The organism is Brevibacterium sp. OS20 (assembly GCF_056837565.1).
Genome location: NZ_CM166367.1, coordinates 2955882 through 2972472 on the forward strand (window position 1 = coordinate 2955882; position 16591 = coordinate 2972472).

A 16591-nucleotide genomic window follows, 5' to 3' on the forward strand; every position below is an offset into this window, starting at 1 on the left:
ATAACCCCTCGCAGGAACGGGAGGTTATAGCGCTGACTGTATGTGCTGCGACTACCGGTAGGCAGTGCCACTGGCGGTGCGTGATGCTTCCCGGCGTTCTGCCTGTAGGCAGTGCCGGTTACGGTGCGTGATGCTTGGCGACCGCGCGGGGTCGCCCGTGAGCGCTCAGGCTTCGGCGGTCACGCCGATCGAGTCGAGAGCGGCCTCGAGGCGCGCGATCGTGCCGTCGATGTCGCCGAGCTTGTCGAGACCGAACAGGCCGATGCGGAAACTCGAGAAGTCCTCGGGCTCATCGCACTGCAGCGGCACGCCGGCAGCGATCTGCACACCGACTTCCTTGAAGCTGGCACCGGTCGCGAGCTTCGGATTGTCGGTGTGGACGACGACCACGCTCGGCGAGGCGAACTCGTCCGAAGCCACCGAGGGCAGTCCGCGTTCGGCGAAGACCGCGCGCACGCGCTGTCCGAGTTCGGCCTGCGCGGCGGCGAGCTTATCGAAGCCGCGCTCCTCGCTTTCGACCATGAGCTTGGCATTGTGCGCCAAAGCATCGGTGGGCATCGTCGCATGGTACGGCGCACGGCCGGCTTCGTATTCGTCGGCGATGAACAGCCACTTCTTCAGATCCATCGCGAAGCTCGTCGAGGTGGACGCCTCCACGGCGGCACGGCCGGCCTTGCTGAGCATGACGTAGCCGGCGCACGGCGATCCGCTCCATCCCTTCTGCGGAGCGGAGATGAGCACATCGACACCGAGGTCGGTCATCGACGCCCACACCGCGCCCGAGGCGATGCAGTCGAGAACGAAGATTCCGCCGACCGAGTGCACGGCCTCGGCAACCTGGCGAACGTAGTCATCGGGCAGGAGCATCCCCGAGGCGGTCTCGACGTGGGGAGCGAACACGACAGCGGGCTTCTCGCGCTCGATGGCGGCGACCACCTCGGCGACGGGGGCCGGCGACCACGGCGACTGGTGCTCGGCACTGTCCGGGGAGGCCTTGAGCACGGTCGTCTCCGAGGCGATGGCTCCGGCGTCGAGGATCTGCGACCAGCGGAAGGAGAACAGACCGTTGCGCACGATCAGCGCCTTCTTGCCGGTGGCGACCTGACGGGCAACGGATTCCATGGCGTAGCTGCCGCCGCCGGGGACGATGGCAGCGGAATCGGCGTCGTAGGCCGAGCGCAGGATCCGGTTGATCTCCTGCATCACGGATACGAACCGCTGCGACATGTGGTTGAGCGATCGGTCGGTGAAGACCACCGAGTATTCGAGCAGTCCGTCCGGGTCAACATCTTCGTGTGGCAAAGTCATGGCTCTAACATATCGACAGTCCGCCATCCGGGCCACCGGAGTCGATCAGTGAGACCGCAGCGACCCTCGCCGAGGCGGCCGAACGTCAGTTTCACCGCGCACCGAGGCGGCCCCGTCGTTCCGGTCGACCATCACCGAGGCGGCCCGACGATCAGACTTCGACTTCACCCCGATCCCCCGACCACAGGGTATGGAAGAACCCGGGACGGTCGGTGCGCGTGTAGGTGTGCGAACCGAAGCGATCGCGCTGGGCCTGGATGAGTGCGGCACTGCCCGCCTCGGTGCGCAGTCCGTCGAAGTAGGCCAGCGTCGAGGACAGTCCAGGCACGGCGATTCCGTGACCGATGGCCTCGACCACGGTCGTCCGCAGGGATTCCTGGCAGCGGTCGGCGACCTCGCGGACGAAGTCGGCGGCCAGCAGGTTCTCGGGCGGAGTCGGTACGTCGAAGGCCTCGACGATTCGATCGAGCAGGCGGGCCCTGATGATGCACCCGGCCCGCCAGATTCCGGCGAGCGCCCCGAGGTCGATGTCCCATCCGTGTTCGGCTGCCCCGACCGCGATCTCGTGGAAGCCCTGGACGTAGGCCATCACCTTGCCCAGCAGCAGGGCCTTGCCGATCTCCTCGATGCGAGCCGCACGCTCGTCCGGAGACAACGACGACGATCCGGCGCCGGGACGGGGACCGGCCAAGCGGAGTCCCTGAGCGCGCAGATCGACCGAGGATGACAGCGAACGGGAGAAGACCGCCTCGGCGATGGTGGGCACCGGAACCCCGAGATCGAGCCCGACCTGCGCCGTCCACGCACCCGTGCCCTTGGCCTTCGCGGCGTCGGCGACGATGTCGACGAACGGCCGACCCGTCGCCTCATCGACGTGGTCGAGGACGTCGGCGGTGATCTCGATGAGGTAGGACTCGAGCTCTCCGGTGTTCCAGTCGGCGAAGACTTCTGCGATCTCGGGCGGTGTCATGCCCAGGCCGTCACGCAGGAGGGTGAAGGCCTCGCTGATGAGCTGCATATCGGCGTATTCGATGCCGTTGTGGACCATCTTGACGAAATGGCCGGCCCCGTCGGTGCCGATGTGATCGACGCAGGCCTCGTCTCCGACCTTCGCAGCAATGGGTTCGAGCAGGGGACGCAGGCGCTGCCATGCGGTCTCCGATCCGCCGACCATGAGGGAAGGCCCGAGCAGGGCGCCGACCTCTCCCCCGGAGATGCCGACCCCGGCGAACTCGATGCCGGTGCCATCGAGTCGGGTCCCGCGGGCGATCGTGTCCCGGAAGTGGGAGTTGCCGCCGTCGACGATGATGTCTCCGGGGGCGAACGCCTCGGCGAGATCGCCGATCGCCGCATCCGTGGCGCCTCCGGCATTGACCATGAGGATCGCCACTCGTGGTTCGTTGAGCTTCCCGGCCAGGTCGGTCAGGTCGGTGGCGACGAGGAAGTCCGCCTCGGGGAAGTCCTGCGCCAGGTTCTGGGCGCGCTCGACGTCGCGGTCGTAGACGGCCACTCGGCGGCCCGACTCACGGGCGAGGTTGCGGGCGAGATTCGACCCCATCACGCCGGTTCCGATCACCGCGACATCGGCCTTCATGAGCATCCTTCTTCCCTGTGATCAGCAGTGTTGACAGTCGCTTCCCACCAGCACTACGGTGCAATAAATCTGTTTTAATAACTGATTATAGATATTTCTTCATATTTTATCGAGAGGTTTCGGTTATGGGTCACAGCCCTTTCCTTCCACCGCTCGTCATCATGGGTGTCTCGGGAACCGGCAAAACCGTCCTCGGCGCGCAGGTGGCGCACGCCCTCGACCGTCGATTCGTCGACGCCGACGATCTGCACTCCGCGGCGAACAAAGCGAAGATGAGTTCCGGGGTGCCGCTCACGGATGAGGATCGCTCCCCCTGGCTTAACAGCGTCGCCGTCGAGGCCGCCCGCACCCCGGCCCCGGTCATCGCGTGCTCCGCGCTCAAGCGCACCTACCGTGACCTGCTGCGCAGGTCGGCACCCTCACTCGTCTTCATCCACCTCGACGGTCCTCGCGAGGTCATCGCCGACCATCTGGCCCGCCGCGACCACGAGTTCATGTCTCCCGATCTGCTCGATTCGCAGCTGGCCACCCTCGAACCGCTCGCTGCCGAGGAAGCTCACGCCACCGTCGACGTCGACCGGTCGATTCCCGAGGTTCTGAATGCGATCCTCGAATCCGTAAAGCGGCTGAACGCATGATCGTCCCGTCCACCGTCCGCCCATCCATCTGACCTCAAGGAAGAGGAACAATGACCGAACTCGAATTGGCCTGGACCCTGCCGACTCCGGCCCTGCTGGGAATCGCAGCCGCGGCGATCGCCGTGCTGCTCCTGCTCATCATCAAGGCACGCGTCCACGCCTTCATCGCCCTCGTCATCGTCTCAGTGATCACAGCACTGGCCGCCGGCATCATGCCCGGCGACCTCATCGACGTCCTCTACGACGGCTTCGGATCCACCCTGGCCAGTGTGGCTCTGCTCGTCGGACTCGGTGCGATGCTCGGGCGGATGCTCGAACTCTCCGGCGGCGCCGAGGTGCTCACCGACGCCCTCATCCGCCTCTTCGGTGAGAAGCGCGCACCCTTCGCCCTCGGCGTGACCTCGCTGCTCTTCGGCTTCCCGATCTTCTTCGACGCCGGCCTCGTCGTCATGCTGCCGATCATCTTCACGATCACGCGCCGCCTCGGCGGGTCTCTGCTGCTCTACGCGATGCCTGCGGCCATGGCATTCTCCGCCATGCACATCTTCGTACCCCCGCACCCCGGCCCTGTCGCAGCCTCCGGACTGCTCGGCGCGAACGTCGGCCTCGTCCTCATCTGCGGAATCATCATCGCCATCCCCTCCTGGTACCTCACCGGGTATCTGTTCGGGCTCATCATCGGCAAACGCATCGACGTCCCGGTCCCGACGGTCCTTTCGGCCGGGAAGGACGACAACTTCAAAGATTTCGCCTCGCGCCCGAAGCTCGGCCACGTCATCTTCCTCCTCGTCCTGCCTCTCGTGCTCATCTTCCTCAACACCGGGCTGAACTTCGCCGGTGAAGCAGGGTGGGTCGATATCGAATCGGTGGGCATCAGCTCCCTGCGACTGCTCGGAGAGACGCCGATCGCCCTGCTCATCACCGTCGTCATCGCCATGTGGCTGCTCGGCTGGAAGCAGAAGAAGGACCAGTCGCTCATCGAGACCGTCGTCGACTCCGCGCTCGGCCCGGTGTGCTCGATCATCCTCATCACCGGTGCCGGCGGCATGTTCGGCGGAGTGCTGCGTGCCAGCGGCATCGGCGATTCCCTGGCCGATTCGCCGGCTGCCCTTGGCCTGCCCGTCATCGTCGCCGGCTTCGTCATCGCCGCGATCGTGCGTATCGCACAGGGTTCGGCGACGGTGGCGCTGACGACCGCGGCGGCACTGGTCCAGCCGATCGTCGTCGGCAATCCGGACTTCTCGAGCCTGCAGGTCGTGGCGATCGTGCTGTCGCTGGCCGCCGGTTCGGTCTTCGCCAGCCACGTCAACGACTCCGGCTTCTGGCTGGTGTCCCGCTTCTTCGGGATGGATACGAAGACGACGCTGAAGACCTGGACCGTCGCCGAGACGCTGCTCGGCACCGTCGGATTCCTGCTCAGCCTCGCCCTCTACGGAGTCGTCAGCCTGTTCTGAAGCCGGTGCTCAGCCGCCCGGGCGCTTGGGTGCTCAGATGCCCGGGCGCCTCGGCACCTTCGTCAATTGCTGGGGTGCCGGGGTTCGTCAGCCCAGACGCTGCCCATCTCCGCATCGGCTTTGGCCACGATCTTCGCCATCGCGTCCTTCGCCCGGGCCGGGTCCTGCCCGCCGATGGCATCGGCGACGTCGAAGTGCCATTGCAGGGCATCCGGGTGCGGGAACTTCGGCATCAGTCCCGCTCCGGTGCGGCCGGCGAGGATCTCGCCGATGACGGTGTCGAAGGCGGCGAAGAGCTCGTTGCCTCCGGCGCCGAGCACTGCCCGGTGGAATTCCACATCGGCTTCGAGGAACGCCTCGACATCGCCCTGCCTGCCCGAGGCTCGCATCCGAGCGGCCAGACCCATGATCTCCTCGGCGGCTTCTGCAGGGGCGTACTGTGCGGCCAGTCCGGCCGCTTCGGGTTCGATGGCCACTCGCAGTTCCGTCAGCGACCGCAGCTGCCGCGCCGGCGCCTCGGTCATCCTCCAGCGGATGACGAGCGGGTCGAGCAGCATCCATTCGCTCATCGCGAGCACGACGAGGCCGACCCGACGGATCGGCTGCAGCATGCCCAATGATTCGAGGACTCGGACGACTTCGCGCACCACCGACAGCGACACATCGTAGCGGGCACGCAGATCTTCGGCCTTGATGATCGTCCCGGCGGCCAGCCGCCCGGAGACGATGTCCTGTCCGACCTGATCGCGCAGCGTTTCATAGAGGTTGCCGCGATTCTCCGGGCTCGATTTCGGACTGTCGGCCGCCTCGGCGGGGGTCTGGTTCTCCTCCCCCACGGTCAGCCGCCGTCCACGATATGCGCTCCGGGGGCGGGCCCGGTGGTGCGCAGTGCTTCGTTGACGCCGCGCGTAGCCTGCAGGAGCACAGCGAGGTCGAGGGCGTGGTGGGCATCGCGGGCGAGGAAGCCGATCGTCGGCCCTGACCCGCTGAGCAGGGGCAGGACGGCGCCGGCGTCCCGGCCGGCCTCCATCACCTCGGCGATTTCGGGCATGAAGGACACGGCCGCCTCGGTGAGATCGTTCGCCGCGAATTCCGCGAGCGAGTCCGGTTCGCCGGCGGCGAGCGCCGTGAGCACCTGATCGGGGACGGTCGCGGGTGCCGGGTCGGGGTTGAGTTCGTCGAAGCGGGCGTAGACGTCCGGGGTGGGCAGGGGCGACGCCGAGGTGGCCATCACCCAGTGGAAGGTTCCGCGGGTGAGCACGGGGCTCAGCTTCTCCCCGCGACCGTGGCCGATGGCCGTGCCACCGCGCAGGAGGAAAGCGACGTCGGCCCCGACGGCGACCGCGCATTGGTGGAGGATCGCCTCATCGACTCCGCCGACGAGGTGAGCGGCTCCGACGAGCGCGGCGGCCGCGTCGGCCGATCCCCCGCCCATTCCGCCGGCCACGGGCACCTGTTTGTCGATGACGATGTCGAGGTCGCGCAGCACATCGACATCCCGGTCGCCCTCGAGCGCGGCGATGAGGAGGTCGACGGCGCGTCTGGCGAAGTTCGATTCATCGCGTGGGACCTCGGCATCCGCGTAGCGGCCCTGGACGATGATCGTTCGTGTTCCGCCCGGAATGAGAGTGAGGGTCTCGCCGAGGTTGAGCGCTTGGAATACGGTCGCGAGTTCGTGATACCCGTTGTTCGCCGCACCCACACCGAGGTGGATGTTTATCTTCCCCGGCGCCTGCACTTTCACCGGGGCCGGGATCGTCATGCGCGGATGCAGCGGGACGGTCATGGTGAGGGATCCTCGGCGGGCGGGGCCGGTGCAGCGGCATCTCCGTTGGAGGCGCCACCGTCGTCGACGGCAACAGCGGCGAGGCGTTGGAAGTCGGCGACGGTGAGGGCCTCGCCGCGGGTCTTCGGGTCGATTCCGGCGGCCGTCAGCAGGTCTTCGGACTGTTGGGGGCTGCCGGCCCATCCGGACAGGGCTGCGCGCAGGGTCTTGCGGCGCTGGGCGAAAGCGGCGTCGATGAGGGTGAAGAGGCGGCTGCGCACGGCCGGGTCGCGGTCGGTGCGGGTGACGTCGATGCGGACGAGTCCGGAGTCGATGTTCGGGGCCGGCCAGAACACGTTCTTGCCGATCTTGCCCGCCAGCTGCACGTCCCCGTACCACTGGGCTTTGACGCTGGGGACTCCGTAGGTGCGGGAGCCGGGGGCGGCGGCGAGCCGTTCGGCGACTTCGAGCTGGACCATGACGAGGACGGTTGTCAGGCTCGGGAAGGTCTCGAGGAAGTGCAGCAGCACGGGCACGGCCACGTTGTAGGGCAGGTTCGCCACGAGCGCATCGGGCTGGTTCTCGGCATCGGCGTCAGGCGTGTCGGTCGCGGCTTTGGTGGTGTGCTGCGGCGTGGGCAGCGTCGTGACGCGGAGTGCATCGGCGTTGACCAGCTGGAACGGTGCGTCACTGCCGGCGAACCTGTCGACGGTGCTCGGCAGCTTCTGTGCGAGCAGTTCGTCGATCTCGACCGCGGTGACCCTGTGACCGGCTTCGAGCAGGCCGAGGGTGAGCGAACCGAGTCCCGGACCGATCTCGACGACGTTCGAGTTCTCATCGAGCCCTGCGGCGGTGACGATCGAGCGCACGGTGTTGGGGTCGATGACGAAGTTCTGGCCCTTCTGCTTCGTCGGGCGCAGACCGATGTCAGCGGCTAATTCGCGGATATCGCGGGCGGTCAATAACGTCACAGCCAACAACTTACCGCAACGGTCGGCTCGCACAATCACCTCGGCGGCCCGGCGGTTCGGCCGGACCGCCTCGCCGCGGGGAATGACCCCACCGCGCAGACGATAGGGTGAAGCCTATGGATCCGCAGACACTGACCGAACTGCTCGACGTCGCCGTCCTCGAACGTCTCGACCGCATCGACGACCTCGAGGGCGATGAGCTCGCCCGGTCCACGGCCCTGCGCAAGGAGGGCTACTCCTCCGAGGTAACTGCGGCCCTGCTCACTCAGGCGCGGCTGCGTCAGGAGGCGGCAGCGAAGCTCGGACCTTTCGCGGAGGACATGCTCTTCACTCGCGACGGACTGGCCCAGGCCACGCGGCTGCCGGTCGCCGCTCATCATGCGCGTCGACTCATCGGCGACGTGGCCGAGGGTGAGTCCTTCCGCATCGCCGATCTCGGATGCGGGATCGGCGCGGACTCGGTCGCCTTCGCCGGAATGGGCGCGCAGGTCTCGGCTGTCGATGCCGACGAGGTCACCGCTGCCATCGCCGCCTTCAACCTCCGCCACCTGCCCGATGCGGCCGTCGAACATACTCGCGCCGAGGATGTCGACCTGGATGGATTCGATGCCCTCTGGTTCGATCCGGCCCGGCGGACCATCGGCAAGGCCGACAAACGCGGATCGACTTCCCGCATCACCGACCCCGAGGCCTTCTCCCCTTCTCTGTCATGGGTGATCGAGAAGGCGAGTACGGCGAAGGCGGCCGGAGTGAAGCTCGGCCCGGCACTCGACCACGACCTCGTCCCCGAGGATGCCGAAGCCCAGTGGGTCTCCCATAACGGAGAGGTCGTCGAGGTCTGCCTCTACTTCGGTGCAGCCAGGCAGCGCCCCGGCCGCGGAGCCCTCGTCATGGGCGAACGCACCCTCCTCGTCCATGAACACAATCTCCCTCGTGAGGACGAGTCGGGCATCGGGGAGCTCGGGAAGTATCTGCTCGAACCCGACGGGGCGATCGTGCGCACCGGACTCGTCGCCGCATTGTGTGCACCGCTGCAGGCGCGCCGACTGCACCCGAAGATCGCGTATCTGACCACCGACGTCGAACCGAGCGGGCCGGCCTCTGCAGGTGTCACCGCCTACGAGGTCGTCGACGTTCTGCCCGCGAAGGTCTCGAGCCTGCGCAAGGAGCTCGTCTCCCGCGGAATCGGCTCGGTCGTGATCAAGAAACGCGGTGCCGACATCGTGCCCGACCAGGTCCGACGCCAACTCAAACTGCCCAAGGGAGACAAAGCCACGCTCGTATTCACCCGGCTCGGCGATAAGCACGTCGTGCTGCTCACCCAACCGGTGTGACCCCTTCAACCTGCCCATGAAGATATCTGCCCGTGAAGGAGATCGAATTGTCCCGCTCCGACGTTCTCATCAGCGCCGATGAACTGCTCATCCGAATGGCCGACTCCCCAGCGCCGAGGCTGCTCGACGTCCGCTGGACCCTGTCGAAGCCCGATGGCCGCGAGGACTTCGCCGCGGGGCACATCCCCGGTGCCGTCTATGTCGATCTCGACACGGAGCTCGCTGACCACGGCACCACCGATCCGACGGCCGGTCGCCACCCGCTGCCGAGCCCCGAAGCCTTTCAGGAGACGGTGCGCTCCTGGGGCATCGACGAAGGTACCGAGGTCGTGGTCTATGACGACAACTCCTCCCTCGGAGCGGCCCGGGCCTGGTGGCTGCTGCGCTGGGCGGGATTGAGCGCGCGAGTCCTCGACGGCGGGCTCGCAGCGTTCCGTGACGCCGGCGGGACGCTCGAGACCGGCGACTCCCCCGAGGGCGCACCGAGTGCCGTGGAGATCAGCCCGGGTCGACTGCCCGTCATCGATGCCGAGGCGGCAGCCGGTTTCGATGGAGTCCTGCTCGATGCCCGTGCCGGTGAGCGCTTCCGCGGAGAGACCGAACCGCTCGATCCGCAGGCCGGTCACATTCCCGGAGCGAAGAGCGCCCCGGCCACGGACAACGTCCCCGCGGGGACGTTCCTGCCCGAAGCGCTGCTGCGCGAACGCTTCGACGACCTGGGTGCCCTCGATGGTCCCGTCGGCGTGTATTGCGGTTCGGGAGTGACCGCCTGCCACAACGCTCTTGCGCTGGCGACCCTGGGCGTCGAGGCCAGCCTCTACCCCGCGAGCTGGTCCGGTTGGTCATCCGATCCGGACCGACCGGTCGAGACCGGCGCCTGAAGCTCAGCCACCATCGCCCGCGCACGTGGTCACCCCCGCACGTGGTCACCACTGCACGTGGTCACCACTGCACGTGGTGACTGTTGCACGTGGTGACCGTTGCACGCGCGCGATTGCCCGCGCCGACGGCATTCTCCGGCATTCCTGGGTCGATCCACGGTGGTTTGAGCGTGGAAAACGCCGCGGATCGACCCAAGAATCACACTTCGCGAATGTCACGAAACGTTATTCAAGGCTGAGACTGCGCGCTGAATCACAGACGCAATTGGGCGGAACCGTGGCCCTCCACCAGCCATTCCTGTCAGCACCTGCCCTCTGACCAGCAATTTTGCTCTCGAATCTGCCTGCGAATCCTTTTGTAACAAAAACGTGACAGAAGATCACGAATTCGTTACAGTGGAGGACATCGTCACACTCAGACAGGCAACGAGAGGAAATCGTGGCATCTAAGCAGCACGGCCGCCGCGCCGCGAACGCCAAGGCCAAGACACCACTGACCGAGCTGAGCGAACTGCTCGCAGCGAACTCCGGCGCATTCGGTCGCCGTGCCGCAGTCGTCGCCGCCAGCGGCGGACTGCTCACCGCAGCGGTTCTCCCCGCCGCCGGGCAGGGAGCCGACGACGAGGCGAAGGTCGCAGCCGAGTCCGAGAAGCAGGCACCGGTCGAGTTCAAGAACCAGACGCCGACCGTCGATGCCGGCGGTGCCTCGAAGAAGGGCGAGCAGGAGGCTGAGGTCACCGTCGACACGGACCTCGTCACCGCCGAGGCCGCCCCCAAGCCGAAGCCCAAACCGAAGCCGAAGCCTGAGCCGAAGGAAGAGCCGGAGGAGACCGTCGCAGAGCCGGCGCCTGCCGAGGAGCCGAAGGAAGAGCCGAGCGAGAACTCCGACGACGATTCCGCCGGCACCGGCGACGAGGGCTCTGATTCGGGCGACGACAAGAGCAAGGACGACGGCGCGGATTCGGGCTCCGGGGACGTCAAGGTCCCGGACGGGTCGAAGGCCGAGCAGGTCATCGCCATCGCGAAGCAGTACGTCGGAACGCCCTACGTGATGGGTGGGACTTCACCCAGCGGCTGGGACTGCTCCGGCTACACCTCATTCGTCTACGGCAAGGTGGGCGTGGATCTTCCGCGCACGTCGTCGGCACAGAAGGGCGCCGGGCAGATCGTCTCGGCGTCCGAGGCGAAGGCCGGAGATATCATCTGGTCGCCGGGCCACGTCGGCATCTACGCCGGCGACGGCATGATGTACGACGCTGGGAACACTTCGGTGGACACCAGCTACCGCAGCGTCGATTGGATGACCCAGCAGGGCGCCCAGTACATCCGCGTGCTCTGATCTCCACCCAGAACTGAATACATAAGGAATCCCCTCGCCGGCACTGCGCCGACGAGGGGTTTTCTCGTCTCCGAATCCCTGGAACTGCTGAGCCTCTCACCGAAGAGCCGGAGAAGCGAGTTCCGGACGATGTGTGCGGGATTCCCAGTTGTTCTCCGGCATGCATCGTCCGGAAGTCGCAGAGCCGGCGGTGATCACCCGCAGTCGGGAGCTTTGTCGCTGCCGTCGTATTCGGCAGGCAGCTGACCCGATGCCTCGAGGTCGCCTTTCAGCCACTTCGCCACGGCCCGCAGTGCGTACGGGTTCGAATCGTACGCGGTCACGGCGGACTTCGCCGCGGTGTTGCGCATCGTCCACGGAGCAGCGGTGCCTACGGCCACCTCGGCGGAGGTCGACGGGCTCAGGCTCACGGAGGTTCCACCGGATCCCACGGTGAGGCCCTCGGCTTCGGCGGCTTCCTTCAGTGCCGCCTTCTCCTTGTCGCTGCCGCCGACGATCGAGATCGAGTCGGTCCCGGTGAAGGAGCATTCGCCCTTGAGCACGGTGAGGGACTGATCGGCGACTTCGGCGAGAACCTTCTTCGGATCCTTCGCATCCGCATCCCCGGCCTGCACGCTCTTCTGGGCTTCGGCGGTGGCCAGCTGTGCGGCGACGACGCGTTCGGACTTCTCGACGAGGTCCTTCTTCTCAAGCGTCCCGTCCCCCATCGCCTTGACGATCGTCTTCTGCGCGGCTGCCGAATCCGGGGGCATGAGGGCGATATCGGCTCCAGCGGCGAGCGCCTTGACCGTCTCTCCGCCCTTGAGGTTCTGCGGCACGGCCTTCATGTTCAGCGCATCCGTGGTGATGACACCGTCGTAGTCGAGGGTCTCGCGCAGCGCAGAGTACGCCTTCTTGTTCAGGGTCGCGGGCGTCGTCTTCGCATCGGGCAGCCCGATATGACCCATCATCACCATCGGCACCCCGGCCTTGACCGCGGACTTGAACGGCAGGAGATCCGTGTCCTCCATCTCCTCGATCGACTTCTCCGACACCGGCAGGCTCTCGTGCGAATCCACGCCGAGGCGGCCGTGCCCCGGGAAATGCTTCGCCGAGCTCGACACTCCACCGGACCGGTACCCCTCGACGGCGTCGGCGACGACCTCGGCGACATCCTCGTGGTCGGTGCCGCCCGAGCGGACGTTGATCGCTTTGTCCTTCGGCCCGACCGTGACGTCGGAGTCCGGAGCGAAATCGATGGTGAAGCCCAGATCGGTGAGGTTCTGCCCCTGCACGGTCGTGGCCTCGGTGATGAGGTCGGAATCGTCGGTCGCGGCCAGGCCCATGAGCGGCGGGAACGGCAGCGCGGCGGTGCCGAGGCGTGACACCGGGCCGCCTTCCTGGTCGACGCCGATCGACACTGGCTGGCCCTTCGTCCGCGCCGCGGAGATCTGCTCAGTCAGTTCCGTGACCTGGTCCTTCGTCGGGTACTCCTGCAGGTTGTAGCCCATGACGATGACCCCGCCGAGGTGGTTCTGCTTGATCATGTCCACCGGGGTCTGCGTGTCGGTGCCTTCCCAGGTGCCGATGATGAGGGACCCGGCCAGTTCCTCGTCGGAGAAGTCTCCGACGATGTCCGCGGCCTCGTCCTTGAAGTCGGCCGGATCGGCGTCGGCGGGGTTGTCCAGGGAGGATTCGGTCTGGGCTTCAGACTGCGCTTGGGTCTGAGAACCGGAATCGGCAGAGGACTTCTGTCCGGCCGTGGAGGATTCGGGGGCTGACGCTCCGCCGGAACAGCCGACGAGCGCGAGAGTCGTGGTCAGGGCCAGGAGGCTCAGGCGAGAACGCAACATGTCTCAATGCTAGACGTTCCCGCCTGCTCGCCGCCTGTTCACAGTTCTTCGTGAGCGGCCAGGCGGCGGGCGGTCTCTTTCGCTCCCCGTTCGTGCAGCGATGTCAGTGCCTTGAGATACGGTTCGGTGAACCTCGGCTCCTCGGCCAGCGGCCCGAAGAACTGTTCCTGCCGGACGAAGGCCAGCGGGTCCCCTCCCTGTGTCGCGGCAACCGCCTGCAGTTCGTCGGCATAGCGGTCGACGATGGTGAACCGACCGCCGGTCTCGTCATGCCCTTCGGCATACCGGGCCCACGAGGCGCAGATCGCCGCGGCCACCTCGATCGGGTGGCCCGAGGCGAGGTTGTCCTTGACGACCGGCAGCAGCCATTTGGGGATCCGGTCGGACGACTCTGCGCCGAGGCGGGCGAGGGTGTCGCGGATCTCCGGGTTGCTGAAGCGTTCGATGAGCGAGTCCTTGTAGGCGTCCAGGTCGATTCCGGGCAGCGGTGCCAGGCTCGGTGTGCCCTCTTCGTCCATGTATCGGCGCAGGTAGACGGGGATGTCCGGGTTCGCCATCGCCTCATGGGCGAAGGTGTATCCGCCGAGGAGACCGAAGTACGCGAGCCCCTGATGCCCGGAGTTGAGCAGTCGCAGCTTCATATGCTCGTAGGGCTGCACATCGTCGACGACCTGGACCCCGGCCTCTTCATAGGGAGGACGGCCAGAGGTGAAATCGTCCTCGAGCACCCATTGGAAGAAGGGCTCGGCGACGACCGGCCAGGCATCGGTGACGCCCGTGTCGGCGAGCAGGTCGGCTCGGTCGCCGTCGGTGGTGGCCGGGGTGATGCGGTCGACCATCGAGTTCGGGAACGCCACTGATTCGGCGATCCACTCGGCAAGCTCGGCATCGACGAGGCGAGCGAAGGCAGAGAACATCTTCGCCGCCACATCGCCGTTCTCGGAGATGTTGTCGCACGACTGCACGGTGAACGGTGCGACTCCTGCCTCACGTCGTGCGCGGAGAGCGGAGACGACATAGCCGAAGACGGTGGCCGGCAGCTCCCCTGCCCTCACGGCTTCGACATCGGCGGTGATCGTCGGCTCGTCGGTGATGAACTCTCCGGTGATGGGGTTGACGTTGTATCCGCCCTCGGTGACGGTCAGCGAGACGATCCGGATCGTCTCATCGGTGAGCAGATCGAGCAGTCCGGCAGGGTCATCGGGCCCGAATCGGTAGTCGATGATCGACCCGATCACCCGACGTTCCTTGGTTCCGTCGGCGTGTTTGAGCGTCAGCGTGTACAGGTGATCTTGGTCGGCGAGCGCATCGCGCATGGCCACGTCGTGGGGCAGCACTCCGGCTCCGACGATCCCCCAGTCGGAGGCCAGCCCAGCCCCGAGCAGATCGTCGAGGACCATGGCCATGTGCGCGCGGTGGAATCCGCCCACTCCGAAATGGACGATGCCGGGGCTCACGGCCGACCGATCATAGGCGGGGACGGCGATACCGTGGTCGGCCACCTCGGCGAGGTTCTGGGTGTTGAGGGAAAGCGCGGTGGTCGGTGCGGTCATTTGACGGCTCCCATGGACAGGCCCTGGACGAGTTTGTCCTGGGCGGCGATTCCGGCCACGAGCACGGGCACGGAGATGATGAGCGAGGCCGCGCACACCTGTGACAGGAACAGACCCTGGGAGGTGACGAAGCTGGTGAGGAACACGGGTGCCGTCGATGCCGCCGTGGAGGTGAGCACGGTGGCGAAGAGGAGTTCGTTCCACGAGAAGATGAAGCAGATCAGTGCGGTCGCGGCCAGTCCGGGTGCGGTCAGCGGCAGCAGGATCTGGAGAAAGACGCGCGGCAGGCGGGCGCCGTCGAGTTCGGCGGCTTCGAGGACTTCGACGGGCACCTCGGCGAGGAAGGAGCGCATCATCCACACCGCGATCGGCATGTTCATCGCCGAGTAGATGATGATGAGCAGCAGCCAGGTGTCGAGGATGCCGAAGGATTTCGCGACGAGGTAGACGGGCAGGAGGCCCGCAACCATCGGCAGCATCTTCGTCGACAGGAGGAAGAACAGCACGTCCGACCAGCGTTCGATGCGGCGGATCGCCAGTGAGTACGCGGCCATCGTGGAGAGGACGAGGACGATGAGGGTCGAGACGATGGCGGCGACCGCGGAGTTGATGAGGAACGGCCAGGGGTTCGCGCCGTTGCCGCCGCCGAAGAAGTTGACGAAGGACTCCAGCGTCAGCGGGGCGAAGTAGCTCGGCGGATTCGTCGAGGCGTCGGTCTCCGCGTGCAGGCTGGTCAGCAGCATCCACAGCAGGGGTGAGACGAACAGGAGTCCGACGAACCAGGCCAACAGGCCGAGCAGGATCTTGCCCGCCCGCCCCTGGCCGGGCCGCCTCGGTGCATTCGCCTTTCGCCGAGGCGGCTCTGCGGAACCGGGTCCGCCCGGTTCGGTCGGGGTGGGGGTCACCCCGGGTGCGGGGTGGTCGTCCACGGTGAGGTCGGGGGTGCTCATGAGTTCTCCTCCTTGAGCAGGGTCGATGCGGTGCGCAGGGCGAAGGTCGCAGTGATGAGGGAGGCGATGACGACGATGACGCCGACGGCGGAGGCGACTCCGTAGTCCTGAGCGACGAAGAACTCCTGGTAGATGACGTACGGCAGGGTGGCGGTGCCGAGCCCTCCGGAGGTCATGGTGAAGACCATGTCGAAGTTCTGGACGATGTAGATGGTGCCCAGCAGTGCGGCGAGTTCGATGTATCGGCGCAGGTGGGGCAGGGTGATGAAGCGGAAGGTCTGCCAGGGTCCGGCGCCGTCGACGAGGGCCGCCTCGTAGACGTCCATGGGTCGTGACTGCAGTCCGGCGAGCATGATGAGCATCATGAACGGCGTCCACTGCCAGACGAGGACGATCCCGATGCCCAGCAGCGGGTTCGAGGTCATGAGGTCCGGCTGTGGGGCGTTCTCGCCGAACATGGTGGTGAGCAGCCCGTTGATGAGGCCGTACGAGGGGTTGAAGATCGCGTGCTTGAACAGCAGCGCGGCGGCGACGGGGACGACGAGGAACGGGGTGATCATCAGGGTGCGGACGAATCCGCGGCCGATGAACTTCCGATCGAGCAGCAGCGCGATGCCCAGGCCCAGCAGAGCCGAGGCCAGCACGACGCCGACCGTGAGCCCGACGGTGACGATGACGGCCTTGAGCAGGTTCGCATCGGTGAACACGGTGACGTAGTTCTGGACGGTGCCGAAGCTGATGTCATCGGGGTAGGCGGCGTTCCAGTTCATGAACGAGATGATGATCGTGATCGCGAACGGGATCTGGGTGACGAGGATGACGAAGATCAGCGCCGGCAGCATGGGCGCGCGCTTGAGCCATCGGTCCTTGGCACGGGGTTTCGGCGGCGTGATCGGCTGCGATGCACGCTCGGCGGCTGGAGCTGACACTTCGAACATCCTTCGTCAGGCGGGTGGTGGGTCGGGCGGTGGT

The 16591-nt window shown here is 66.5% G+C and carries 14 protein-coding genes; 5 read left to right on the forward strand and 9 right to left on the reverse strand.

The features are described 5' to 3' along the window. Positions 1-165: 165 nt before the first annotated feature. Complete coding sequence (locus tag ACVZTU_RS13260; protein ID WP_139908666.1) at positions 166-1308, reverse strand: pyridoxal-phosphate-dependent aminotransferase family protein; 1143 nt, start codon at positions 1306-1308, stop codon at positions 166-168. Positions 1309-1459: 151 nt separating this feature from the next. Beyond that, positions 1460-2902 (reverse strand): NADP-dependent phosphogluconate dehydrogenase, encoded by a 1443-nt coding sequence (gene gndA / locus ACVZTU_RS13265; protein ID WP_482400552.1) that lies wholly within the window; start codon positions 2900-2902, stop codon positions 1460-1462. A 125-nt stretch (positions 2903-3027) separates the two neighbouring features. Here gndA and ACVZTU_RS13270 point away from each other — a divergent pair, with 125 nt between their 5' ends. Both ACVZTU_RS13270 and ACVZTU_RS13275 read left to right on the forward strand, forming a co-directional pair. Beyond that, complete coding sequence (locus ACVZTU_RS13270; RefSeq protein WP_229664230.1) at positions 3028-3540, forward strand: gluconokinase; 513 nt, start codon at positions 3028-3030, stop codon at positions 3538-3540. 50 nt (positions 3541-3590) lie between these two features. Then, positions 3591-4994 carry a GntP family permease gene (locus ACVZTU_RS13275; RefSeq protein ID WP_482400553.1) on the forward strand — a complete coding sequence of 468 codons (1404 nt, stop codon included), beginning with the start codon at positions 3591-3593 and terminating at the stop codon, positions 4992-4994. A 62-nt stretch (positions 4995-5056) separates the two neighbouring features. Here ACVZTU_RS13275 and ACVZTU_RS13280 read toward each other — a convergent pair whose 3' ends face one another. Genes ACVZTU_RS13280 through rsmA form a run of 3 tightly spaced genes read right to left on the reverse strand, consistent with a single transcriptional unit; the run spans position 5057 to position 7730 of the window. Then, entirely contained in the window at positions 5057-5830 is a 774-nt protein-coding gene (locus tag ACVZTU_RS13280) for a FadR/GntR family transcriptional regulator (protein WP_482400554.1), read from the reverse strand. A gap of 2 nt (positions 5831-5832) precedes the next feature. Next, entirely contained in the window at positions 5833-6780 is a 948-nt protein-coding gene (locus ACVZTU_RS13285) for a 4-(cytidine 5'-diphospho)-2-C-methyl-D-erythritol kinase (RefSeq protein WP_434590878.1), read from the reverse strand. After that, a complete protein-coding gene (gene rsmA / locus ACVZTU_RS13290; protein ID WP_172170862.1) occupies positions 6777-7730 on the reverse strand; it encodes a 16S rRNA (adenine(1518)-N(6)/adenine(1519)-N(6))-dimethyltransferase RsmA in 954 nt (317 codons plus the stop codon). The genes ACVZTU_RS13285 and rsmA overlap by 4 nt, the downstream gene beginning before the upstream one ends. A gap of 116 nt (positions 7731-7846) precedes the next feature. On the opposite strand from rsmA, the gene ACVZTU_RS13295 reads away from it, so the two are divergent. The 3 genes from ACVZTU_RS13295 (at position 7847) to ACVZTU_RS13305 (ending at position 11284) form a co-directional block, all read left to right on the forward strand. Continuing rightward, positions 7847-9064: a class I SAM-dependent methyltransferase gene (locus ACVZTU_RS13295; RefSeq protein ID WP_482400555.1), complete on the forward strand. Its 1218-nt coding sequence runs from the start codon at positions 7847-7849 to the stop codon at positions 9062-9064. A 47-nt stretch (positions 9065-9111) separates the two neighbouring features. After that, complete coding sequence (locus ACVZTU_RS13300; protein ID WP_482400556.1) at positions 9112-9945, forward strand: sulfurtransferase; 834 nt, start codon at positions 9112-9114, stop codon at positions 9943-9945. A 439-nt stretch (positions 9946-10384) separates the two neighbouring features. Beyond that, positions 10385-11284 (forward strand): C40 family peptidase, encoded by a 900-nt coding sequence (locus ACVZTU_RS13305; RefSeq protein ID WP_482400557.1) that lies wholly within the window; start codon positions 10385-10387, stop codon positions 11282-11284. Between the two features lie 194 nt (positions 11285-11478). On the opposite strand, the gene ACVZTU_RS13310 is transcribed toward ACVZTU_RS13305, so the two are convergent. The 4 genes from ACVZTU_RS13310 to ACVZTU_RS13325 are packed head-to-tail and all read right to left on the reverse strand — an operon-like array spanning position 11479 to position 16557. Beyond that, a complete protein-coding gene (locus ACVZTU_RS13310; RefSeq protein WP_482400558.1) occupies positions 11479-13116 on the reverse strand; it encodes a glycoside hydrolase family 3 N-terminal domain-containing protein in 1638 nt (545 codons plus the stop codon). Positions 13117-13154: 38 nt separating this feature from the next. Continuing rightward, entirely contained in the window at positions 13155-14669 is a 1515-nt protein-coding gene (locus ACVZTU_RS13315; RefSeq protein ID WP_482400559.1) for a mannitol dehydrogenase family protein, read from the reverse strand. After that, positions 14666-15619 (reverse strand): carbohydrate ABC transporter permease, encoded by a 954-nt coding sequence (locus ACVZTU_RS13320; RefSeq protein ID WP_245395713.1) that lies wholly within the window; start codon positions 15617-15619, stop codon positions 14666-14668. Before ACVZTU_RS13320 ends, ACVZTU_RS13315 begins: the two co-directional genes overlap by 4 nt. Next, entirely contained in the window at positions 15616-16557 is a 942-nt protein-coding gene (locus ACVZTU_RS13325) for a carbohydrate ABC transporter permease (protein WP_253903790.1), read from the reverse strand. Before ACVZTU_RS13325 ends, ACVZTU_RS13320 begins: the two co-directional genes overlap by 4 nt. Positions 16558-16591: the final 34 nt, after the last annotated feature.